The following is a 22,530-nucleotide window of genomic DNA, read 5'->3' on the forward strand; positions in this document are numbered from 1 at the left end:
GAGTTAGGAGTTAGGAGTTAGGAGTTAGGAGTTAGGAGTTAGGAGTTAGGAGTTACAAGTAGAGACTGGAGAAGAGTTTTTTCTATGCCCAATGACGAATGACAAATGACAAATGATTAAAAAATGAAATTGCCACGAACGACTTTAATTTTGATACTGCTAGCGCTGGGTTTAGGTAGTTTTGTTTACTTCTATGAAATTCGGGGTGCAACTGTGCGAGAAGAAATTAAGGAGCAAAAGCAGAAAATTTTCTCTTTTGGTGAAGATGATGTGCAGTCCTTAACAGTAAAGACAAAAAAACTCACCCTGAATCTGGAACGTAACCCTGAATCATCTATTAAGACCAAGTGGTTAATCAAATCTCCGATATCGGGCCCAGCAAATGACGCTATTGTTTCTTATTTAATGGATTTGTTGGTCAAAGGTAATAGCGATCGCACTTTATCAACTCCAGCAAAACAGCTTGGAGAATTTGCCTTAGATCCACCCCAAGCAACTATTAATATCACCCTGAAAAACCGACAAAACCATCAGTTAATTTTGGGTAAATCTAACTTTAACGGTCGTTTCTTATATGCTCAAGCCGACTCTGCGACGAAACCTGATGGTAATATAAATGTGCTGTTAGTATCTACAGATTTTGCAAATGCCGTAAATCGGGAACTATCAGAGTGGAAACAACCTGTAGATAATAGTCAGAAGCTACCTGGACTCAGCACCCCTTTACCAACTCCGACAAATAGTAAATAAGCAATTACGGTTTCTGTGGTATGTTTCGGTAACGCATAATGGGTTAGCACATAGACCTCTTGCAAAAGTGCTTTTTCCAAGAGGTGGGAAAAGGTTAAAGGTTAAAGGTTAAAGGTTAAAGGTTAAAGGTTAAAGGTTAAAGGGGAAAAGGAAAATACCAAACCTTTCCCCCTTTCCCCTTCCCCTTTTCCCGACTTCTGCAAGAAGTCTCATCTGTGCTACTCTACTTCAAATCTCACTAGTTTTTCTAAGTTACCATGACAAATCCGACAGCAACATTGCTGATTTCCTGCCCCGATCGAAGAGGACTAGTAGCGAAATTTGCCAATTTCATCTATTCTAACGGTGGTAATATTATCCATGCAGATCAGCACACAGATTTTGCTGCTGGGTTATTTCTCACGCGTATTGAATGGCAACTAGATGGGTTCAATTTACCACGAGAATTTATTGCCCCTGCATTTAATGCGATCGCACAACCTTTAGGCGCTAAGTGGGAATTACGTTTTTCTGATACAATACCACGCATTGCTATTTGGGTAAGTCGGCAAGACCATTGTCTATTTGATTTGATTTGGCGACAACGCGCTAAAGAATTTGTTGCTGAAATTCCTTTAATTATTAGTAACCATTCTAATTTAAAGGAAGTTGCAGAGCAGTTTAATATCGACTTTCAGCACATTCCCATCAATAAAGATAATAAAGCAGAACAAGAAACCCAACAATTAGAATTATTACGCAAGTACAACATAAATTTAGTTGTCTTGGCAAAATATATGCAGATTGTTAGTGCAGATTTTATTAATCAATTTCCGCAAATTATTAATATACACCACTCATTTTTACCAGCATTTATCGGAGCAAACCCTTATCACCGAGCTTTTGAACGGGGTGTAAAAATTATTGGTGCAACGGCGCATTATGCCACTGCTGATTTAGATGCAGGCCCAATTATTGAACAGGATGTGGTGCGAGTTAGTCACCGTGATGAGGTTGATGATTTGGTGAGAAAAGGCAAAGATTTAGAGAGAGTTGTATTAGCAAGAGCGGTGCGATCGCACTTACAAAATCGTGTATTAGTATATGGTAATAGAACAGTAGTATTTGAGTAAATGATGCTCAAGCGACTGAAGTCGCAGCTATACAAAAAAGTAATATAAAGAGTTCTCAGTCAGTTTGCAAAAGCAAAGTTAAATAGTTAACAGTCTAGCAGTAAGAAGATATTATGAACACTGACAACTTCATCGTCCGCAAAATGAACAGGTCGGAAATTGATTTGGCAATTACTTGGGCAGCAACCGAAGGTTGGAATCCAGGAAAGTATGATGCTCAATCTTTTTATCAAACTGACGAGAGCGGTTTTTTCTTGGGTGAGTTGAATGGTGAGCCGGTGGGGTGCATTTCTGCTGTTGCTTACGATCCACACTTTGCCGTTATAGGTTTTTACGTTGTGAAACCCCAGTTTCGTGGGCAGGGGTTGGGTATAAAAATTTGGAAGACAGCAATTGAATATCTGGGTGCTGATCGTAACATCGGCTTGGATGGTGCAGTAGCTCAACAAGATAACTACAAAAAGTCTGGTTTCCAAATCGCTTATAACCATATTCGTTATCAAGGGGTGGGTGGTGGTGTTGTGCCTGCTGGGATCGTGGATCTGAAAACAGTGCCTTTTGAAGAATTGGTAGCTTACGATCGCCAACTTTTTCCTTCTAAGCGATCGCTGTTTCTGCAACATTGGATTGAACAGCCAGAAAGTACTGCTTTCGGGTTTCTCAAAAATGGATATCTTGCTGGTTACGGAGTTATCCGATCTGCCCATACAGGTTTTAGGGTTGGGCCACTGTTTGCTAATGATGAACAAATTGCTGAAGCATTATTTCAAGCCTTACTTGCACAAAATCCTCATGCTCCAGTGTTTTTTGATGTGCCGGATGCAAATCTACAAGCGATTGACCTAGTTCAACGTTACCAATTGCAACCAGTCTCTCAAACTGCTCGAATGTACACTAAAGAAATTCCTAGTTTACCTATTTATCGCATCTTTGCTGTGACAAGTGTAGAACTAGGTTAACGTCTTTACACCCCTACTATACAATCCACTTAAGTAGGATGGCATAAATAATTAAAGGTTTGTAGTGAGGGCTTCAGCCCTCACTACAAACTAATTTTAATATTTTTTACATTAGTTAATATAGTTTGAATTATTCTCACCTATTTACTTAGTCTGCGTGCTTCAAACTTGATAAAAGGTCAATTCTTAACAAGGGTTGCGATCGCAGCAACTAGTTTGGCAGGATCGGCTGGTTTAGCGATATGGAGTTGAAATCCGGCTGTAAAAACCTGTTTTTGGGTCGTTTATGCGGCGTAAGCAGTTAGGGCGATCGCAGGAATTTTCCCACCTAAATTGGCGGGCTTACAAAGCACTTTTTGCCCATCGCTACAACTCGCTTGATACAAAAGCCGTGCGCTCGCCTCATAATAAAGAAAGATTAAGCAGATTCTCAGAAAACTCTCAATGAGCCAAACTAGCCTAAATTTAGTTGCAATATCTATCTTTCTCATGACCCTATCGGTACTGGTGGGGCCATTCTTCAACTTATCTCCGGCAGTACCAGCACTTGCTACCTTCACCATCTTAGGCATCGCGACATTAGATAGCTTCAGCTTGCAAGGCAAGGGTGGTACTATCTTTGTAGATTGGATTGCTGGTTTTTCAAAAGAACATCGCGATCGCATCGTCCACCACGAAGCAGGACATTTTTTGGTTGCTTACCTATTGGGTATTCCCGTTACTGGCTACACACTCAGCGCTTGGGAAGCCTGGAAACAGGGGCAACCTGGCCAAGGCGGTGTCAGCTTTGATGATGGCGAATTAGCATCTCAACTAGAAGTGGGTAAAATCAGCGCCCAAATGCTAGACCGCTACTGCACTGTTTGGATGGCGGGTATTGCTGCTGAAACCCTGGTTTTTGATAATGCTGAGGGTGGAACTGATGATAAAAGCAAGCTGATAGGAGTTTTGACAATGTTAGGCTTTTCTGAGTCAGTTTATCAGCAGAAAATGCGGTTTCATGCTCTCCAGGCAAAAACTCTACTGCAAGAAAATTGGTCTAGCTACGAGACTTTAGTTAGTGCTATGCGACAACGTACTTCGGTAGAAGATTGTCATGCTGAGTTAGGAGTAGGGAGTGGGAAGTAGGAAGTTATATCAAGTTAGTAATGAAGAGTTTGTAGTAAGCACTTTAGTGCTTAAAAAAGAAGCACTTTAGTGCTTACTACGAACTCATTAGCATCATCTTAAACAGAAAAGTTATTCAACTCTGGCACGGAGTGCAGGAGATGGAAAAAGATTTTCAAATCCAGCTTGTCGCTCAGTTAAAGATTCTAGAGCATCGTTCCAAAGACTTTCATAATAAAAGAAGGTTACGCCTAGACCGCGTTCTTGGGCAGCCCGCACCTGAGACTTGATTTGCTGTATGGGAACTGGGTTATTTCGTAACCCTGTCATAATGCCAACTCCAGTTGGAATTCTTTGTTGCGCTTCTTGAATTTCTGCGCGGGAAATATTTGCCACAAAACTTTTTATATCCGGACGATAAATTTGCACAATTAACTCGTCCACAATATTTTGTCGCATCCAACCTAGCCAATCTTGCAGGTGAAATTTGTAAGCAAAATCATAGTAATTAGGAGAAACAGAGAAAATCGCCTGGGGTTTTCTCTGCTTCACAGCTTGGTTAAGTTTTACCATGAACGCCGTAATCTTATCTGCCCGCCACTTTACCCATGCCGTATCTTGGGGATTCTTTGGGGGAGCATTTTTGGTTTCTTTGGTGTACAAAGCAACTGTATATTGGTCGTAGCCAAATTCGTGAGGCAAACTCATATGATCGTCAAACTGAATGCCATCGGCATCATATTGGGTAACAGTCTCCAGCACTAAATTGGTGATGAATTGTTGCACTTTTGGATGGAACGGATTGAGCCACATCACCTCACCAGCCGCACTGTTTGAAGTTTGGCTACCATCCCGCTTTTGTGTGAACCAATCCGGGTAATTCATTGCTAGTTCTGAGGTTGGGGGAGCCATGAAACCAAACTCAAACCAGGGAATCACCAGCAATCCTTTGCGATGGGCTTGGATAATGAGGTCTGCCAGAATATCATGTCCATCTGAACCTTTGTAGACAAAAGGTTGAATACCTGCACGTTGTGCTAGGGCACTAGGATACATCACATAGCCAGAATTCCACACCACAGGATAGATTGTGTTGAAGTTCATCCGCCGCAGTTGACTCACTGCATCCTGCACTTTGTCGCGATTTTTGAGGGTGTCAAAATCATTAGTGGTCATCCAAACCCCGCGAATTTCCTGACGGGGTATCTGTGCGATGGCGCTGAAGCGCCCACCGAAGGTGATCGCAGGGGTGAAACTGTCCACCAACAATACAGTAAGAAACGATATTAAAATAAGAATCGGAAAAAAAGACTTGAGTAATCGCCGCCAACTTTGGACAATAAAAGATGATTTCATAAATTTGAATGATGCATTAGCTACCCACACACGCCATTGCTCGTTTTTACGATTGAATCTACTAACCATATAGTCTACAAGTATTTATGCTTAGTACAGAATTGATGAGTTGGTAGTTATTCGTTCTCTACTTATGGAACTTTTGCACCAAAAAAACTAAAACAGACAAATTAAGATAGTTGACGCAGCTAATAAGCATTTGTGCCCAATAGATATTGGTATGGGGAATGGGGCATTTAAAAGAGGCAGAGGGGCAGAGGTGAAAGACTTACTGCAACTTCTCCCCTGCTCCCCCGCTCCCCCGCCCCCGATCTTCACATTCCCCCATGCCCTACCTGTGTCACAATAAAGAACTGTAATAAGAAAAATATTGTTAAGGTAATTTAGTGAGTCCAACTGCTCAATCCACGGCAAGTGCGCGTCGCGTAGTATTTCCTTTTACGGCAATTGTGGGCCAGGAAGAAATGAAACTGGCGCTGCTATTGAACGTGATTGACCCCAAAATTGGGGGTGTAATGATTATGGGCGATCGCGGCACCGGGAAATCCACAACTATCCGGGCGCTGGCGGATCTGCTACCAGAAATTTCTGTGGTTGCTAATGACCCATTCAGTAGCGATCCTAGCGACCCCGACTTGATGAGCGATGAAGTCCGCCAACTGTTAGAACAAGGGGCGGAAATTCCCGTAGCTCACAAAAAAGTCCAAATGGTAGACCTGCCGCTAGGAGCTACAGAAGACCGAGTTTGTGGCACAATCGACATCGAGAAAGCTTTATCTGAAGGTGTCAAAGCTTTTGAACCGGGACTGCTGGCAAAGGCTAACCGAGGCATTCTCTATGTGGATGAAGTCAACTTACTAGATGACCACCTTGTAGACGTGTTACTCGACTCCGCTGCTAGTGGATGGAACACTGTAGAAAGAGAAGGTATTTCTATTCGTCACCCAGCGCGTTTCGTGCTTGTGGGTTCTGGAAACCCAGAAGAAGGCGAACTACGCCCCCAATTACTCGATCGCTTTGGGATGCACGCAGAAATTCACACAGTCAAAGAACCAGCTTTGCGGGTGCAAATCGTGGAACAACGGGCGGATTTTGACCAAAACCCGCCAGTATTTCTCGAAAATTACAAACCCCAGCAAGAAGCATTACAACAGCAAATTGTCAATGCTCAAGAGCTTTTGCCAGAAGTGAAAATTGACTACGATCTGCGGGTGAAAATTTCTGAAGTCTGCTCAGAACTGGATGTAGATGGTTTGCGGGGTGACATTGTTAGTAACCGCGCCGCCAAAGCCTTAACAGCTTATGAAGGACGCACTGAAGTTACAGTTGATGATATCCACCGCGTAATTACGCTATGTTTGCGTCACAGACTGCGGAAAGACCCTTTAGAATCGATTGATTCTGGCTACAAAGTCGCCAAAGTTTTTAGCCGCGTCTTTGGCGTCGAACTACCAGAAAGTGATACTGCACAAAAGAACGGCACAGGTCAAAAATTAGGAGCTAGGGGTTAAAAGTTAGGAGCGGAGCCGGAAATGCTCCGCCTCCAGTGAAGAATTAATAGTTAAGAGTTTTGAATGGAAAGCTGCTTCATATCTCACAATTTTATTTAATTCCTCACTCAGCACTGACTATATATAACTCCTAACTCCTAACTCCTAACTCAGTACTGAAATATGAGATTTTGGTCTTTTTGGTTCAACAGCTTTGTTCTATCTAGCCAATACAACCCGCCTAGGTTTGTAGAATTATTGATGCTCTTATTAGCGATCGCCATGCTGGCAATAGCCAGTATTTTACCCGATATGCCCTATTTGATCTTAGGCTTGAGCTTAGTAGTTGGGGCATCTATTTCCATCTTAGTGCGGGAAGCGATCGCCCCCTCACCCCAGACGCGAATTACCCAACTAACAGCATCCCTATTACTCATCATCAGCCTCTATGGTTTTGCTGATTTAATGTACGCTCTTTAAAATTTAGTTAGGAGTTAGGAGTTATGAGTGAAAAATTAATTAGAAACTCCTAACTCCTAACTCCTAACTTTTTGAATCACCAATTCTGCATTTCCACCAATTCCATACACAACTCATTAATTTGCTCCAAATCAGGTTTATGAGGTAGGGCAGATTGTTCGCAAACAACTTCCATTTCAGCGACCAAATCTTCTGCTATTTTCATCACCTGCTCATAAGAATACTCACCTTTTAAAATAGCTTTTAAATCCTCAAAATCACCAGCTATTCTCCTATCTACAATCACTTCACCTCGCCGCAATATTTCTACTCCACTGCGTAACAATCTAATGCAGTGCATTCCATGTTTGAGGTCAAAACCTGACTTTCTTTCCATTTCGGCCCTAGCCGGATTTCTATTTTCCTGCCAAGATAAGTAAGCCTTCCATTCTCTTAAAGCTATTTGATAGCTTTGGCTTTTCTGAAGCAGACGAATAAAATCTTTACGGCTATTGGTTAACTTTTGGGTATATTCCAAAGTTTCATCAGGTAAAGTATATTGTTTTAACACTCCTTTAAAATCAATATCTGCTGTCAGCAATTGATATAATTGTTCCGCTTCTTCTAAAAACTCAATCCGTCCTCTGATTAAGTTATAAAGATACTCCAGAAAAGCATTTAGCTCATCTTTGCTAAGGGGTGCTTCGTCTTCTATAGCGAAGTCAGATGGTATCGGTTTTTTTTGCGGTGGCTTTAACAACCACTTCCGATGAGTTTCCATCTTTTTGATTTGGGCAAAAGCATAACCAGTGTAAGTATGTTTTACCTTCTTGCTCAAAAATAACTGTTTACGATCGATTAAATGCTGTCCGACTGCGCTTAAAAAAGGATAGTTATTTAACCAGAGCAATTCTAAAACATTGGGGTTAGCGCCAGCTAATAACTGGAGGATTTTTCTTAATTCATATATAACTGTGTCTTTGTTACCATCAACGAATGGAAATATTCCTGGTTCATCCCAACCAGTATCTTTTTGTTCTATCCGATCGAATCCCAAATAGTACCTTTTGGGTGCAATAAATACTCCCCGATAATCAAAGTCGGAATCAGGACGATTTAAACCATAGCCGTGGCTACCAGCCAAACCAATTAAAATAGTTCTTTGCTCAACTTCTATTCTTTTCATATCACCTGATTAAAATATAGTCATCCTAACTCATGAGTTAAGCAGGTGGCGAGATGGAGAGTAGAGAAAGGGTTTTTAACATACACTTTCTAGAAAACCAAAATTGTCCTAGATCCCCTAGATCCCCCTAAATCCCCCTTAAAAAGGGGGAGTTTGAAAGCTTTTTGCCCTCCTTTTTAAGGGGGGTTGGGGGGATCAAAAGCCTGTGGCGCAACTCTAGAAGACTTGTGTATACACCGTAGCCTCGCAAGCGGGGTGGGGTGCAATGACTGTGGAAATCATAACTAATTAGCCGGACTTGATATAACAGCTCTACTTAATCATTTGCAAACAATAAGTAAGATCCCTAAATTCTCTAGGAAATCAGGGATTTGAGCCTTGTGTTTAACAAGAATGCTCCTAAAGGAAAGGATGCAATAGTATCCCCTTGAGGAGCAAAACTTGTCAATTCAATTGTTTCTATACTTTCGTTTTCCTAGAACAGAAATTATCTAGGATAAATGTGGCGTCTAGTTCCCCATCCTGGATTGACAATGGCGGCTAAATCTTCTTCAGATAATTTGCTAATCTCACTATCCAGTTCTCTGGCGGTGAAATCATAGCCACGCTCTTGAGCAATCTTGATGAAGGCGTCTGGATCGGCTGTTGCTTTGAGTCTTTGCTGTAATGCTTGATCTTGTTTTACAGCTTGAAAAAGTCGGGCAGCATTTTGCTGTGTCATGACAATCAATCTCCTGTTTGAAATATCAGGTTTGAATGTGATAGTTTAACTCTTGAGGATTCACTAACTTTTGTAAATAATTTATAAATGAGATTCCTTGTATTTCATCTTAAAACAAAGAAGAAAAATATGTTGATTTTGATAAAAAAGTATAAGTTTTCAGCTAATACTAACTAATGTTAATTTTTGGAAGATTCAGCCCTAAGATAGTAGCAATTTTTATCTAAAAAATATTTATTCTGACTTCTTATAAATACAATTTAGATTCGTGGGAGTGGGCAATGTTTACAACGCGCTATGTCTACACCTATGACGACAGTTGGCTAATTTCTCCCCACTCTTGGAAAATGAGCGATCGCACAGAGTAATTAACTGATTTTTCATCTTCAGGTTGACTAGACAGCAATGCCAAACGCAAAAATCCTATTAGAGCTTGACTTGACGCCTATGAATAAAATAGTATGTTAGATTGTCTGTCTAATTCCTGCTCGGATCAGGTAGACATATTACAAAGGCTGGCAAAAGCATCTCTACAGGAGATAAAAACCAGCTACCTGTACGGCAACCTCAAGGACAATTCCATGACCTACGCGATTATTGAAACTGGCGGCAAACAAATACGAGTAGAGCCAGGGCGGTTTTACGACATTGAACTGCTAGCGATCGAACCAGATGAAAAAGTTACAATAGATGCCGTATTACTTGTGCAGCACGATGGCGAAGTCACCATTGGACAGCCATTAGTAACAGGTGCGACTGTAGAAGGGACTGTAATGCGACATTACAGAGGTCGTAAAGTCCTGGTATACAAAATGAAGCCGAAAAAGAAAACCCGCAAAAAACGGGGGCATCGTCAGGAAATTACCAGACTTATGATTGACTCCATCACCCTTAACGGTGCAGTGTTTGCTGCCCAAGGAGAACCGGAGAAGGAAACCCCCGTTATAGATAACACTGCTGCTGAAGAAGTTGAAACCGCTGCTGAATAATAAAAGAAGTAGATACACAAGAGGAAATTATGGCTCATAAGAAAGGAACAGGTAGTACACGCAACGGTCGTGATTCTAATGCCCAACGTCTGGGTGTGAAACGTTATGGCGGTCAAGTTGTACGTGCAGGCAACATTCTCGTACGTCAGCGTGGTACTAAATTCCACCCTGGTAACAACGTCGGTATTGGTAGCGATGACACTTTGTTTGCCTTAATCGACGGTGTTGTAATGTTTGAGAGAAAGGGCAAAACTCGTAAAAAAGTTAGTGTTTATTTACCCATAACTGCTGCTGAGGCAGCTCCTGCTGAAGCAGTAGCAAGTTAGAGTATTAGGGTGGGCATCCTGCCGTTGATGTCAAGTTAAGGCATCAGCCCAGATGTTAAAAAAGCGAGCAGCCGTTCGTCGGTGACGTTGACGGACGGCTTTAACCAAGCTCATCGAACAATAATGTTCGACAAGGCTAAAAATATTTTCAATGTGACTCCAATCCCCAGCCTCCAGTCTTCTAGAAAGTAAAAGTTGTGCGAAGTGCGCCTACAATTGCTGTGTCATTAGCACTAAAGCCTTCCGGGCTAAAGATGAAATATACACCAGGGGTAATGGAGATATTGTCATTAACCCGATAGTTATAAAATGTTTCTAAATGGTAGGGAGTCGCGTCTTCTGGACGAGAAGCAACTCCCGCTACAGATTCTCGGTAAAGCGGCTGTCCAAAAATGACGGCGGCGGTGTTCCCTTCATGGAATATATCTCTAAAATGCAACCCAGCCGACCAACTACTGTAGGTTGTAGAGGCATCCACATTCAAGAGATTAGCAAAAAGCAATGCACCTGATAGTGACAGGGATGTTTTCGGTGCAAACCGCCACGTTACCGTTGCACCCACAGAATTTACAGTGATTGGCTCATCAAGAGTTGCTAGTGTAGCGTCACCACCAAACCTCGCCAGTTGTGCTGCATTGGGAGTAAATTGAATAGAAGCAATATCAGCGCTACCCAAGCCTGTACCTAGAATGTTAATTGTGTGGTAGCTGTGTGCATAGTTGATGCCGATATCAATAGTTGAGATTGGTTTGAGGGTTAGTTGGGCAGCAATTGCTTGTGTACCGTTAAAGAAACCTCCTCCCAAAGGTGTGTTCAAAAGACCGCGATCTTCTGATATCGGAGCCGAACCACTACCATAAATAACTCCAAGTCCCACTTGTTTTGAAGGATTCCACAAGAAACCAGCACCCGCTAATAAACCCGTACCAGAAGTGCCTCCTGTAATTCTGACAGCAGCGTTGTAACCTGCAAATCGAGAGATTGCACCTTGACTATCGCTGGCGTAGGGAGTGATTGCAGGAAAAACATCTGTAATCTCTGCATTGGTTCCAGCAAAGACAACGAATTTCTGAGACAACGGTAAGACATAAGCTAGCTTGTAAAGACTAACTGAATTTGCTCCGCCATCAGGTTGTAATGTCTGGGGATTAAAACCAGGAAATTGAGGTTCAAAGCTTAACTTGGTTGAACCTGCACCAAGAAAACTTGAATTTGGCAGTAATTGGCCTTGAATGGTTCCTCTTTCATAAAATGAACCGCTCGATCTGAAGTTGTAAGCTTGAAGTCCAACAATCAAAAGATCGCTGCCGTTAAAGCTGCTGGTAAGATTGAGCCGGACGCGATTATTGAAGGCTAACTTAGCATCTTGGCTGCCTGGTTCTCCACCTGTCGCTGTGGACAAAGAAAAAATCGCTTCGCCATTAAGCTTAGTTGTGGTAGAAAACTGTTGCTTTTCTAAGGTAGCTGTACGAGGTTCTAAGGCATCTACTCGGCCCCGCAATGTTGCAAGTTCAGATGCAAATTGCTCTTGAAGTTTTTGGAGAGTAGTTAAATCTTCTTTCTTAACTAAGTCACCAGTGCTAGTAGCAATAAGTTCGTTGATTCTATCTAAGCAAGCATTTAATCCCGCAGCAAATTCATAACGGCTTAAGGCACGATTTCCTTTATAAGTACTGTCAGGATATCCCACAATGCAACCGTAACGCTCCACTACCGATTGCAGTGCTTGAAATGCCCAATCCGTTGTCTTAACATCAGATAATTGAGAGACAGAGTTTACTTGAGCGATCGCATTAAATTCTTGAGAATTAGAAGTAGTTGAAACTCCGCTACTGTTGTCTTTGTCTGCGCTCTCAAAATTGTTTACAGAATTTTCAGCAATTGATTGAGCAGTTGCAGGAGATGCACCCAGCGAAATTAAAGCAGTAAGTAAGCACAGCCAACTGACTCTTTTTGTACACATTAATTGATAGTAATTCACACTCATTCCTCACACACAAAATAAAACACCACTGTTTATTGTGAATACTAATTATTCACAAGCTAAAGCTAACTTGCTAAAGCAAGCTCTCAAGAATTAAATACTCTGTTTGCTGAGAGTTTGCTGATTAACTATGCAAATCTATGCTGCACAAAATTACTTTGTACAGAATTCACATAGTAATATCTCAGCCGATGCATTGGCTGAGAATAATTGCAGCTTTTCTCAATCTCAAAATTGGAATTTTAAGAACTACTTAGCCATAAGTAAGGACTCATCGCTTGAAAAATGTTTTTTGACATTTTCAAACTACTTAAACTTTATAGATATACTATAGTTTTGATAAGTGGTACTTTACCATGTATCTTTTACAAAAATAAACATTTTTGAAGTTTTTATTTTTTAAATATGTACAAACAACATTAACGTATTATTTAATATAATAAGAAATAGCTTTTTGATAATATTAAAATATATAACCCGATCGCTTGTGCAATCAATAATGAGTTTATTGTCAGGCGAAACAATGGCATTGTCAGGCAAAACAATGCCATTGCAACTCTAAAAGACTTGTGTGTACACCGTAGCTCTACAAAGTAAAGAGGTTTTCGGCGTTGCTGAATCAAGGGATGATTCTTGTAGGGTGGGCGTCTCGCCCGCCCCGAAATACAAGGGACGGGCAAGATGCCCATCCCACAAAACTAGCAAAATCATCCCGCAAATATGCAACGCCAGGTTTTCTACACAAGAGTGAACAGTCAGATTAATAATAGCTGCCAGATTTCCGATGTTCCAAAGCCGTGACACCATCATTTTCCAACACTTCACCGCGATCGATGACGGCATAAATTAACCATCGATCGCCACATTCCAGCTGATTTTGCACTGTACATTCTAAATAGGCTAACGCCTCATTCAAAATTAAACAGCCATTAAGAGCAGTTTTTGTGGCAAGATTTGCAAAGGGATTATCCCCTAAAGTGCTATGACGAGAAAAATAGCGCCGCACATTTCTTCCTTCTTTAAGGATATTCAGCACAAATTTATCGCCAGGATGATGCATTAAATCTGCATTTTGCTCGTTAGCGATCGCAATCATAATTCCTGGCGGGTTAAAAGTTGCCTGAGATACCCAAGAAGTTAAAACCCCTTTGTGAGTTTCTTCATCACGAGTTGTCACAACACACAGAGAACCAACGATCCGCCCCACTGCTTGTTCGGTACGATCTACATGGGTTTCTGTGACAATATGGCGGGAAGTCCGTAGCTTTTTAGTTTTCTTCAAGTTTTGAGCAAAGAAAGCACCAGCTTCTTGACATTGCTGAAGAATCTCAGGAGTCGGGCTGAAACGCACCCGAATTGTTTCAAACCCTAGTTGATAATTTGCATCTTTGAGCTTGCTTTCGATTAAATCAATTGCCTCGCCACTCCAACCGTAGGAACCAAACACCCCTGCTAACTTAGTTTTAGCTGCCACCGAGAGAACTATTCCTAAAGCAGTTTGAATTTGAGTCGGTGCATGTCCGCCTAAAGTGGGTGAGCCAATAATCAAGCCATCGCAAGTTTCTACAATGCGGTTAATCTCCGCAGAATCGGCTAGTTCGCAGTTGATTGATTCTACATTAACTCCATTTTGGATTAAACCTTGAGCGATCGCATTCGCCACAATTGCTGTATTTCCATAAGCAGAAGCATAAAGTAAAGCGACACTCAATTCTTGAGATTTTTGTCCTTGACACCATTGACGGTAATCATAAGTAAAACGACTCAGGCTGTAACGGACAACTGGCCCGTGTGCTGGGGCATAACATCTGGCTCCCAAAAGGGATATTTTATCTAAGGCTACTTCAACTTGTTTGGCTTGGGGTGCATGGAGACATTCAAAATAGTAACGACGTTCCGCATCTAACCCCTTCCAATCTTCATCAAACAAGGTATCTTCGCAAATATGAGCGCCAAAAAGTTTGTCTGTGTAGAGTATTTTTGTAGCGGCATCGTAGGTACAAAGTCCATCGGCCCAGCGGGGAGTCGGTACGGAGATAAATGATAGAACATGTCCTTGTCCTAAATTTAGAGTATCCTGCGATCGCATCGCTTGAATAGGTGATTCAAATTCGGGAAAGGCAGTTTTGAGAGCATTGGCGGCGGGGCGAGAACAAATGAGAGTGGCTTGAGGAACCAGAGAGAGCAATACTCGCAAGGTTGCTCTGCGGTTGGGATTGACATGACTGAGAACAATGTAATCGAGGGATATGAAATCTAGATGTTGTGCTAGTTGCTCAAGGTAAATTTCGGTAAAAGATTCGCCGGGAGGGTCAATTAAAGCCTTTTTATCAGCTTGAATCAGATAAGAATTCGCTGTAGTTCCACGTTGACGGGAATATTCAACTTCAAATTTTAATCTGTCCCAAGTCCGCGATCGCAAAATCAGAGTATTTTTACCAATTTCAGCAACTTGTACATCTCTGCTATGGTTGGGCATTAATGTGGCAGCAGACATAATAACCTCTCTTAATTGGGCATTGGCTAAATAATTCGTAATTCGTAATTCGTAATTCGTAATTGAAGAATGCAAACTTACAAGATTCCTCAATGGAGGCATAAAAGTGCGTAACATGATTATTATTTCTAGGCAAGCAACTTTATCTGGGGGTAATAATTACGAATTACGAATTATCAATTACGAATTATGTTGACCATTGTTTTGTATTAATTCAGACTTGGCTTTGCTTCTATAGCGTTTAGAGACTTCTTGTTCGGGATCGATACCTTCAAAGGTAGGGGGTAGCCAAACTCGGAGGAACAATAGTACTCCCAGGACTAATAAAAAGGCACAAGTTGCTAAAACTTGACTCCAACTTGTTTCTAGAACACCTTTAACAATGACTTCTCGCAAGGCGGAAACAATAGAAACTTCAACAGCTACCCCAATAGATACTCGATGTTCTTGTAGGTAAATAATTAGCAGTCGGAATAGCTCAACTAAGATAAGTAAAAAGAGAATATCGGCAGTAACAGCATGAAAATCTAGAGGTGGAAGCAAGGAGAGAAACATATCTTTCACTTGAAGCACCATGAAGCTAAATAAACCGATACACAAAGAAATTACAATCACATCTTGGATAAATTCCAAGGTTCGCACAACGCGCCCACGATTGATTTCGTACATGGTAATCGGGGTATTTTCAGCAGATTTATACATAGTTGTTGGGTGTTGGGAGTGAGGAGTGGAGAGTTAGGAGTTAGGAGTTAGGAATTGGGAAGATGAGGGAGATAAGGAGAATAACCATGCCCAATGCCCAATGTCCCATTTAGTAATGATTGCCAATTTTGCGGTGATGTGCAGCAGTAAGTGCATGTAGGTTGGCAACTCTTCCAGTTTGGACTGTGCTATAAATTACCCAATGATCTCCACAATCCATACGGCTAGTGATTTCACATTCCATGTAAGCTAGAGCTTCAGCTAAAACGGGTGATTCATTTTTAGCTGGATATGTTTTCACTCCCGCAAATCTATCTGCACCAGGAGCAAAACGCTTGAGGAAATGTTTCATTAATCCTTGATATTTGCCTTCTTCTAAAACATTTAAAACAAAGCGATCGCCAACATGCATCAAGGATTCAATTGCCCGATCTTTGGAGACTGCGATCGCAACTCCCAAAGGCTCAAGACTGGCTTGTGTCACCCACGAAGCCAGCATTGCACTCTGAACTTCTCCTTTTTTGGCAGTGATAATGTATAATCCTGTGGTAATACGCCCTAGAGCTTTTTCTAGCTCGGTATTGATAGATTTGATTTGTTTTATGGTGCGATCGCGGGTTAACCATTGACCCATATCTGTCCCCGCTTCATCACAAAGTTGTTCCGTTGCTTGGGTAGGAATTTCCTTAACTAAAATAGGTGGAAAAGCTTCAGTTAATCCTAGTTCTTGAAATTTATTACGTAAGGGGTAAATTGGTTCATCTTCTCCCCCTCCTGACTCTAATAAACCAATTGCTTGTTTCTTATTAACAGCAGCCAAAATTGTACTTAAAGCAGCTTGAATCATCACCGAAGATTGGGGTGGCATTGCAATTACTAAACCAGAAGCTTGTGCAACTAATTCTCGAACTTCTTGAGGCTCCGCACTATTGAGGTCTACTAATTCTATTGCCACGCCTGTTTTCGCGCATCCATGTGCAATGTTACGGACTAAATGTTCGCTATGCCCATAATCTTCAACATAAAATAGAGCTACTAAAGTCTCTGTTTTTGCTTGTTCTAAACTCCAGTTTTGATATCGTCCCAGCCATTCGGAGATATAGTTTTGTAATAAAGGGCCATGTCCTGTAGCAACAGTTGCTATTTCTAACTTTTCAATCCGCTTTAAAGCTGCCAAGACAGACCGAGCATTTGGCCCCATGAGACAATCATAGTAATATTTAAAATCTTCCTCAAGTAAGGTAATATTTTCATCATAAGTGTGGTCATCACAGTAGTGCATCCCAAACACATCACAAGTGTAAAGTGTGGAAGTTTTATGGTCATAGGTCAAGATTGTGTCAGGCCAGTGTAAATTAGGCGCAGAGATAAATTCTAATTCGTGTCCGTTGCCTAAATCTAATCGCTCTCCACTTTTCACCTGTATTGATTTAAAAGGCTGGTGAACCATATTTTCTAGAAATTGAATAGCTACCTTTGCACCAACAACAGTAATGGAGGGAGCTAATTCTAAAATATCTTTCACTAAGCCACTGTGGTCTGGTTCTGTATGGCTAATAATCAGGTAATCTATCTTAGTTGGATCGATTAATTCCGCCACTATCTCAAGATATAATTGCTCAAACTTGCGGTGAGATGTGTCAACTAAGGCAATTTTTTCTCCTTGAATTAAGAAAGAATTATAGGTTGTACCATTCCGTAAACCAAACTCGATATCAAAACGCTCTCTATCCCAGTCAAGACAACGTATAGCAGTCGTTTGAGGAGCAATTTCAACAGTTTCAATCGTCAAACGTCCAGGATTGGAAATAACTTGAGTAAGCTGTGTGAGTGCAACCATTTATTTTCTCCAAAAGAATATTATCTGGAGCGAGTGTTCTGTTTCTTATATTTACCTGAAACACTCAATTAGTAAAATGCCAATTTCTAAAGCTAATCATTAGAAAGATTTATTCATCATCTTGATTGACTTACCATTGAATTACTCAATGTTTATCATTACTTTTATCTTCGGTAATGAACGTGAGAAAATGCAAATTCTAAGTTAGAATCTTGACAGATGTCGTTAACCTTTATTACTCCTCCTCTACAACAAATCAATAGCGAAATCGCCCGTAACGCTGGTGTTAAACTGTATGTGCTACGTCTGGATCTCATGCACCCGTGGGTTAATGGCAATAAGTGGTTTAAGCTGAAATACAATCTTTTAGAGGCCAAAGAGAAAAACTTCACAACACTGCTAACCTTTGGCGGCGCTTATTCCAATCACATCTATGCAACTGCGGCGGCTGGTAATCTTTTCGGTTTTCGGACTATCGGCGTAATTCGTGGAGAGGAAAGGCTACCATTAAACGCAACGCTGAGTTTTGCTGTACAACAGGGTATGCAGCTTGTATATCTGAACCGCGAAATGTATCGACAGCGCAACACACCAGCGTTAGAAGAATATCTGCGACAAAGTTTCGGCAAGGTGTTTATCATTCCCGAAGGCGGGAGTAATTTAAATGGTGTGCGCGGCTGCACAGAAATAGTTGGTGATGCGACGATCGCATTCGATCGTATCTGCGTAGCCTGTGGTACAGCCACCACACTAGCAGGTATTGCGCTTTCGTTGCATGAAGGACAAAGAGCGATCGCATTTCCTGTATTGAAAAATGGCGCATTTCTTGTACAGGAAATTGAAAGTTTATTGACAAATTACCTCGCCTCTGATTTACCTACACCATATAATTCTCCCGCTTTCTGGGAATTGGTATGTGATTATCATTTCGGCGGCTATGCAAAGGTGAACGATGAGTTATTACTGTTCAGCCAGCAGTTTACACAGGAACATGGCGTACCCCTTGATTACATATATACCGCCAAAATGTTTTACGGAGTGATGGATTTACTACAGCAGGGATTTTTTGCTAAAGGCGATCGCTTACTGCTGGTACACACAGGCGGCTTACAGGGCAACGTGGGCATGGAAGAAAGGTTGCAGAGATTTTCTAAAATTTGAGTTGCCACTTAATTAAATATCAGTTAACCTTGTATGGAATTTTACTAAACCAAGTTAAATTCATACACCAATCTTGATATTTACTCAAACTTAGATAAGGTTAATTCAATGTTTACATCTACTGAACGCATTAAGGCGGATGATCAGAGTATTGCTCTCTATTTGGAAAATCTTCTATCAAATAAATATCAAATTCCAACCTTTCAAAGAGATGTTGCCTGGGAGAAAGAGAATGTTAAAAAACTTTGGGATAGTATCTATAAGTTTTACCCTTTAGGAAGTATTTTAATTTGGAAAACTAATACCAAGCTAGAAAGTCATAGAGAAATAGGTGGTATAAAGTTTGCTGATAATTTTCACTCGAATGAATACCAATACATTTTAGATGGACAACAAAGAACAACTTCTCTATTAACATCAATACATGGGGGCAAGGGTAAAATTGCTAATAACGAAAACTTTGATCCAACACTATATATAGACTTGACTATTAAACTTACTGATGCGACTGATGACACAAGCTATGCAAAAAGATTTTTGTTTTGGGACGAAATCGATGATAGAGATGGTAAGCTTACAGCAAATACTGGGAGAAAAAACCGTTATCAAGATAAACTAATTGTCAGTTTAATAGATATTCTTAAAAATCCTGGGGAAATAGAAAGAAATCTTCATAAAAATGGATACGGTGACTTTGAAAATCCCTATATGCAACAATTGAGAAGGATTAGAGAAGTCTTATATAGTTATAAAATTTCTTTCATTGAGTTGAGAGGTATTGAAGTTGCAGAAGTTTGTCAAATATTTGAGCGGATTAATCAAGCTGGTAAACCCTTGGATATCTTTGATATTGTGGTTGCTAAAACTTTTCGTTCTGAAAATAAGACAAATAATATCTCTGGATTCTATCTTCGTGAATTATTTGATAAATTTAAAAAAACTATTTCTAGTAGTCAATATGCCAGTATCGATAATTGGACATTGCTCCAGATGTTAGCTGTAGTAGTAAAACTTGAATTTCCCGAAGCTGGGATACAAAATATTACTGATATGTATCTTAATAAGCTAAAAACAGAGCATATTGAAGCTGTATGGTCTAATTTTAAAATAGCCGTTGCTAAAACTTTTGATTTCTTTGATAATATTTTGCATATTAAGGGTGGAAGATTAATTCCTTACCGATATTTATACCTGACTATTACAGCATACTTTTATCGAAATGATAAACCAGATTATAGTTTTTTAAACAAATATTTTTGGTATTATAGTTTTCATAATGCAGATTTACTAACAAACACTACTCACCTCTGGCAACATATAGATTTTGTTAATCAACAAAAGGCTAATAGCACTTACTCATTCAATAAATTTGATATTGATAAGAATTCGATAAGAAAATCTTTCTACAGTTATAGAGGTCGTTTATCCAGAGCAATACTATCACTTTATGCAAACCACAGACCGCAAGATTGGGCAAAACCTCATAGAGATATTTTATCTGATGTTTATTATTTGCTAACAGATAAGCCTAACTTGCATCATATATTTCCAGTTAACTTTATTAAACAGAGTGGTATTGCTAGCCAAATAGAATGTGACAGCTTGATGAATATTGCCTATCTGTCTCAAATAACTAATTTGAAAATTAGCGATAAAAACCCATTAGATTATCTCAAAGAATATGACGAACCTGGTTTAGAAGCAGTGTTAACTTCTCATCTTATACCGACAATCATTCTTGAATGGTCAAGAGCCGATGCACTTCCTGAAAATGCCATAACAATTTTTATTGAAGAAAGGGTAAACCTCTTATTAGAGGCTTTAAGACTGAAGTTAGAAGGAATTGAATTTAATGTTTTTGATATGGGCAATCGCACAGATAATATCTCTTCCTAAATATACGATTGCCCAAAAAAGAGGCTCTGCTGGCTTTTATGCTTACCGTTTATTTTGTAAACTTTGAATAGTAGCGATCGCATGCTTCGCCACAATATCAATCTCCTCTTGGGTATTAAACCTACCAATGCCAAACCTGATTGAGGCATAAGCTAGCTGTTGGGGGTGTCCCAATGCTGTGAGAACATAGGAAGGTGCAGTATGTGCCGACGAGCAAGCAGAACCAGAAGATATGGCCATTACTGGCTGCAATCCTAGCAAAAGTGCGGCACCATCCACTCCCTCAACACTGATACTCAAGTTTCCCGCCAATCGCTGTTGCGGATGTCCGTTGAGATGAATTCCTTCAACTTGCGAAAGCTGTTCCCACAATCTTTGTCTTAACTGGGTGAGGCGTTGGGTTTCTTTTTCTTGTTCAGCCAAAGCGATTTCTACAGCTTTCCCAAAGCCGACAATTTGCGGTGTATACAATGTCCCAGAGCGCATCCCCCGCTCATGTCCGCCGCCGTGCTGCTGAGGAGCCAGTTTTACTCTGGGATCGCGTCTGCGGACGTACAGCGCTCCAATACCTTTGGGCCCATATACTTTATGTGCTGTTAAAGACATCAAGTCAATTTTCATCGCTTGCACATCTAAGGGAATTTTACCAATAGCTTGGGCGGCGTCGGTGTGAAATAGGATTTGGCGATCGTGGCACATTTCCCCAATTTCTGCTAAAGGCTGTAACACGCCAATTTCGTTATTTGCAGCCATTACCGATACTAAAATTGTCTCAGGGCGGAAAGCATTTTTTAACTCAGTTAAATCAATCAATCCATCTTTTTGGACAGGCAGAATAGTAATTTCAAAACCAAGACTTTTTAAATAATTACAAGGATCGATAACTGCACTATGTTCAGTGGCAACAGTAATAATATGCTGACCTTTTTTAAAATAAGCTTCGGCAACACCTTTAATAGCTAAATTATTTGCTTCTGTTGCCCCACTCGTAAACACAATTTCTTCTGGTGTAGCGTTAATTGCTGCTGCTAAAATTTCTCGCGTTTGCTTCACAGCAGCTTCTGCTTCCCAACCATAAATATGACCAATACTTGCTGGGTTGCCAAATTTTTCTGTGAAGTAGGGAAGCATTGCTGCTAATACCCGTTCATCTACGGGTGTAGTAGCGTGACAATCAAGGTATATAGGACGAATAGACATAATTATTAACTTAAACTTTGACTCAAATTTTTTAATACACTTAGAACCTGATACAGTTCACTTTCTCGTTTCAAAAGTGTAAATTGGTCAGAAATAGCATACTTTGGCTGATTCTCTTTGGTAAGTTTCAGGAAAATAAAATCACTACCATTTGTTACTAATCCAAAAGCAGGTTTGTCTTGATTAGGATTCGCCAACATATAAACAAGTGCTTGAGGTATGGCTTCTAAAAGAGAAAAGCTAGACCTTTTAGATTCAATTACTAACAACCAGAATTGTTCTTGAATAACTAAAACATCAATTCTACCTCTAATGATTTCTCCTTCATCTTCCGCAGAAATTTCTATTGATTCCTCGCCTCTCATATAAAAAGGCTCATCATAAAATCCAGCTAAATTGAGTAAAGGAGATAAAACTACTAATTTAACCGTTTCTTCTGACAAAGGAGGACGCTTGACTAAACGGAGAAAATGAAGTTTTATTCTGTCTAAATCTTGCTTTTCTAAATCTGTAATTTCCGGTAAATTTTCAAACCATTCTGTGAAGAACGCCTCATCTTCGGCTAGCTGTAGGCTAAATCTTTCTTCCAAATAGGCAAGCCCGACATTTTGTGCTTGGATAAATTGAACCATGATTTATTTCAAAGATGCAATATAACTATTATGACACTATTACAGTATTAACCTAATGGTTCAAGATAGCTTTGAGAGTTTGTAGTAAGCACTTTAGTGCTTAACTAAGAACTTGCTTACCTATCAATTTAAATTTGACATACGACTAGATAAAAAGAGCAAA

20 protein-coding genes are annotated in these 22,530 nt (G+C 40.3%); 11 read left to right on the forward strand and 9 right to left on the reverse strand.

Annotated elements, in window-relative coordinates:
- Nucleotides 1–123 precede the first annotated feature (123 nt).
- The 5 genes from ACM0OX_RS28130 (at nucleotide 124) to ACM0OX_RS28150 (ending at nucleotide 3,949) form a co-directional block, all read left to right on the forward strand.
- Nucleotides 124–750, forward strand: a complete 627-nt coding sequence (locus ACM0OX_RS28130) for a DUF4340 domain-containing protein (RefSeq protein WP_414518272.1) — start codon at nucleotides 124–126, stop codon at nucleotides 748–750.
- A gap of 257 nt (nucleotides 751–1,007) precedes the next feature.
- On the forward strand, nucleotides 1,008–1,862 hold the full coding sequence (gene purU / locus ACM0OX_RS28135; protein WP_414518273.1) for a formyltetrahydrofolate deformylase: 855 nt from the start codon (nucleotides 1,008–1,010) through the stop codon (nucleotides 1,860–1,862).
- 113 nt (nucleotides 1,863–1,975) lie between these two features.
- The gene (locus ACM0OX_RS28140) at nucleotides 1,976–2,821 is read left to right on the forward strand and encodes a GNAT family N-acetyltransferase (RefSeq protein WP_414518274.1); all 846 of its coding nucleotides are present in this window, start codon (nucleotides 1,976–1,978) and stop codon (nucleotides 2,819–2,821) included.
- A 286-nt stretch (nucleotides 2,822–3,107) separates the two neighbouring features.
- Complete coding sequence (locus tag ACM0OX_RS28145; protein WP_414518275.1) at nucleotides 3,108–3,269, forward strand: hypothetical protein; 162 nt, start codon at nucleotides 3,108–3,110, stop codon at nucleotides 3,267–3,269.
- Nucleotides 3,266–3,949: an ATP-dependent Zn protease gene (locus tag ACM0OX_RS28150; protein ID WP_414518276.1), complete on the forward strand. Its 684-nt coding sequence runs from the start codon at nucleotides 3,266–3,268 to the stop codon at nucleotides 3,947–3,949. Before ACM0OX_RS28145 ends, ACM0OX_RS28150 begins: the two co-directional genes overlap by 4 nt.
- Nucleotides 3,950–4,060: 111 nt before the next feature.
- On the opposite strand, the gene ACM0OX_RS28155 is transcribed toward ACM0OX_RS28150, so the two are convergent.
- A complete protein-coding gene (locus ACM0OX_RS28155) occupies nucleotides 4,061–5,284 on the reverse strand; it encodes a glycoside hydrolase family 10 protein (RefSeq protein WP_414518277.1) in 1,224 nt (407 codons plus the stop codon).
- 386 nt (nucleotides 5,285–5,670) lie between these two features.
- On the opposite strand from ACM0OX_RS28155, the gene bchI reads away from it, so the two are divergent.
- Together bchI and ACM0OX_RS28165 are read left to right on the forward strand one after the other, a co-directional pair.
- Entirely contained in the window at nucleotides 5,671–6,795 is a 1,125-nt protein-coding gene (gene bchI / locus ACM0OX_RS28160) for a magnesium chelatase ATPase subunit I (protein WP_292733070.1), read from the forward strand.
- A 162-nt stretch (nucleotides 6,796–6,957) separates the two neighbouring features.
- The gene (locus ACM0OX_RS28165) at nucleotides 6,958–7,254 is read left to right on the forward strand and encodes a hypothetical protein (RefSeq protein ID WP_414518278.1); all 297 of its coding nucleotides are present in this window, start codon (nucleotides 6,958–6,960) and stop codon (nucleotides 7,252–7,254) included.
- Between the two features lie 76 nt (nucleotides 7,255–7,330).
- On the opposite strand, the gene ACM0OX_RS28170 is transcribed toward ACM0OX_RS28165, so the two are convergent.
- The gene (locus tag ACM0OX_RS28170) at nucleotides 7,331–8,419 is read right to left on the reverse strand and encodes a DNA polymerase beta superfamily protein (protein ID WP_414518279.1); all 1,089 of its coding nucleotides are present in this window, start codon (nucleotides 8,417–8,419) and stop codon (nucleotides 7,331–7,333) included.
- Nucleotides 8,420–8,906: 487 nt separating this feature from the next.
- Nucleotides 8,907–9,140, reverse strand: a complete 234-nt coding sequence (locus tag ACM0OX_RS28175; RefSeq protein ID WP_414518281.1) for a Nif11-like leader peptide family natural product precursor — start codon at nucleotides 9,138–9,140, stop codon at nucleotides 8,907–8,909.
- A 581-nt stretch (nucleotides 9,141–9,721) separates the two neighbouring features.
- Here ACM0OX_RS28175 and rplU point away from each other — a divergent pair.
- Nucleotides 9,722–10,129: a 50S ribosomal protein L21 gene (rplU, locus tag ACM0OX_RS28180; protein ID WP_414518299.1), complete on the forward strand. Its 408-nt coding sequence runs from the start codon at nucleotides 9,722–9,724 to the stop codon at nucleotides 10,127–10,129.
- A gap of 29 nt (nucleotides 10,130–10,158) precedes the next feature.
- Nucleotides 10,159–10,455 carry a 50S ribosomal protein L27 gene (gene rpmA / locus ACM0OX_RS28185; protein ID WP_099099325.1) on the forward strand — a complete coding sequence of 99 codons (297 nt, stop codon included), beginning with the start codon at nucleotides 10,159–10,161 and terminating at the stop codon, nucleotides 10,453–10,455.
- Nucleotides 10,456–10,636: 181 nt separating this feature from the next.
- On the opposite strand, the gene ACM0OX_RS28190 is transcribed toward rpmA, so the two are convergent.
- From ACM0OX_RS28190 to ACM0OX_RS28205, 4 genes are all read right to left on the reverse strand, one after another.
- On the reverse strand, nucleotides 10,637–12,436 hold the full coding sequence (locus tag ACM0OX_RS28190) for an iron uptake porin (RefSeq protein WP_414518282.1): 1,800 nt from the start codon (nucleotides 12,434–12,436) through the stop codon (nucleotides 10,637–10,639).
- A 763-nt stretch (nucleotides 12,437–13,199) separates the two neighbouring features.
- Entirely contained in the window at nucleotides 13,200–14,936 is a 1,737-nt protein-coding gene (locus ACM0OX_RS28195) for a diflavin flavoprotein (protein WP_414518284.1), read from the reverse strand.
- 180 nt (nucleotides 14,937–15,116) lie between these two features.
- Complete coding sequence (locus ACM0OX_RS28200; protein WP_414518285.1) at nucleotides 15,117–15,638, reverse strand: phosphate-starvation-inducible PsiE family protein; 522 nt, start codon at nucleotides 15,636–15,638, stop codon at nucleotides 15,117–15,119.
- Nucleotides 15,639–15,747: 109 nt separating this feature from the next.
- On the reverse strand, nucleotides 15,748–17,478 hold the full coding sequence (locus ACM0OX_RS28205) for a diflavin flavoprotein (RefSeq protein WP_414518286.1): 1,731 nt from the start codon (nucleotides 17,476–17,478) through the stop codon (nucleotides 15,748–15,750).
- Nucleotides 17,479–17,697: 219 nt separating this feature from the next.
- Between ACM0OX_RS28205 and ACM0OX_RS28210 the strand changes: the two genes are divergently transcribed.
- Both ACM0OX_RS28210 and ACM0OX_RS28215 read left to right on the forward strand, forming a co-directional pair.
- Complete coding sequence (locus ACM0OX_RS28210) at nucleotides 17,698–18,639, forward strand: 1-aminocyclopropane-1-carboxylate deaminase/D-cysteine desulfhydrase (RefSeq protein ID WP_414518287.1); 942 nt, start codon at nucleotides 17,698–17,700, stop codon at nucleotides 18,637–18,639.
- A 108-nt stretch (nucleotides 18,640–18,747) separates the two neighbouring features.
- Nucleotides 18,748–20,535: a GmrSD restriction endonuclease domain-containing protein gene (locus tag ACM0OX_RS28215; RefSeq protein WP_414518289.1), complete on the forward strand. Its 1,788-nt coding sequence runs from the start codon at nucleotides 18,748–18,750 to the stop codon at nucleotides 20,533–20,535.
- A gap of 42 nt (nucleotides 20,536–20,577) precedes the next feature.
- Here the strand turns inward: ACM0OX_RS28215 and ACM0OX_RS28220 are convergent, their stop codons facing one another.
- Together ACM0OX_RS28220 and ACM0OX_RS28225 are read right to left on the reverse strand one after the other, a co-directional pair.
- The gene (locus ACM0OX_RS28220; RefSeq protein WP_414518291.1) at nucleotides 20,578–21,735 is read right to left on the reverse strand and encodes a cysteine desulfurase family protein; all 1,158 of its coding nucleotides are present in this window, start codon (nucleotides 21,733–21,735) and stop codon (nucleotides 20,578–20,580) included.
- Nucleotides 21,736–21,740: 5 nt separating this feature from the next.
- A complete protein-coding gene (locus ACM0OX_RS28225; protein WP_414518292.1) occupies nucleotides 21,741–22,367 on the reverse strand; it encodes a type I restriction endonuclease in 627 nt (208 codons plus the stop codon).
- Between the last annotated feature and the right edge of the window lie 163 nt (nucleotides 22,368–22,530).

It is taken from the genome of Nostoc sp. PCC 9305, assembly GCF_963920915.1.
GTDB lineage: Bacteria > Cyanobacteriota > Cyanobacteriia > Cyanobacteriales > Nostocaceae > Nostoc.

Bases quoted from the DNA above. Each gene is read 5' to 3' on its own strand.
- rpmA (WP_099099325.1), top strand. From the start codon at position 10,159: ATGGCTCATAAGAAAGGAACAGGTAGTACACGCAACGGTCGTGATTCT.
- ACM0OX_RS28205 (WP_414518286.1), bottom strand. From the start codon at position 17,478: ATGGTTGCACTCACACAGCTTACTCAAGTTATTTCCAATCCTGGACGT.
- ACM0OX_RS28175 (WP_414518281.1), bottom strand. From the start codon at position 9,140: ATGACACAGCAAAATGCTGCCCGACTTTTTCAAGCTGTAAAACAAGAT.
- ACM0OX_RS28155 (WP_414518277.1), bottom strand. From the start codon at position 5,284: ATGAAATCATCTTTTATTGTCCAAAGTTGGCGGCGATTACTCAAGTCT.
- ACM0OX_RS28165 (WP_414518278.1), top strand. From the start codon at position 6,958: ATGAGATTTTGGTCTTTTTGGTTCAACAGCTTTGTTCTATCTAGCCAA.
- ACM0OX_RS28210 (WP_414518287.1), top strand. From the start codon at position 17,698: ATGTCGTTAACCTTTATTACTCCTCCTCTACAACAAATCAATAGCGAA.
- purU (WP_414518273.1), top strand. From the start codon at position 1,008: ATGACAAATCCGACAGCAACATTGCTGATTTCCTGCCCCGATCGAAGA.
- ACM0OX_RS28145 (WP_414518275.1), top strand. From the start codon at position 3,108: ATGCGGCGTAAGCAGTTAGGGCGATCGCAGGAATTTTCCCACCTAAAT.
- rplU (WP_414518299.1), top strand. From the start codon at position 9,722: ATGACCTACGCGATTATTGAAACTGGCGGCAAACAAATACGAGTAGAG.
- ACM0OX_RS28130 (WP_414518272.1), top strand. From the start codon at position 124: ATGAAATTGCCACGAACGACTTTAATTTTGATACTGCTAGCGCTGGGT.
- ACM0OX_RS28170 (WP_414518279.1), bottom strand. From the start codon at position 8,419: ATGAAAAGAATAGAAGTTGAGCAAAGAACTATTTTAATTGGTTTGGCT.
- ACM0OX_RS28200 (WP_414518285.1), bottom strand. From the start codon at position 15,638: ATGTATAAATCTGCTGAAAATACCCCGATTACCATGTACGAAATCAAT.
- ACM0OX_RS28150 (WP_414518276.1), top strand. From the start codon at position 3,266: ATGAGCCAAACTAGCCTAAATTTAGTTGCAATATCTATCTTTCTCATG.
- ACM0OX_RS28225 (WP_414518292.1), bottom strand. From the start codon at position 22,367: ATGGTTCAATTTATCCAAGCACAAAATGTCGGGCTTGCCTATTTGGAA.
- ACM0OX_RS28215 (WP_414518289.1), top strand. From the start codon at position 18,748: ATGTTTACATCTACTGAACGCATTAAGGCGGATGATCAGAGTATTGCT.
- ACM0OX_RS28140 (WP_414518274.1), top strand. From the start codon at position 1,976: ATGAACACTGACAACTTCATCGTCCGCAAAATGAACAGGTCGGAAATT.
- ACM0OX_RS28195 (WP_414518284.1), bottom strand. From the start codon at position 14,936: ATGTCTGCTGCCACATTAATGCCCAACCATAGCAGAGATGTACAAGTT.
- ACM0OX_RS28220 (WP_414518291.1), bottom strand. From the start codon at position 21,735: ATGTCTATTCGTCCTATATACCTTGATTGTCACGCTACTACACCCGTA.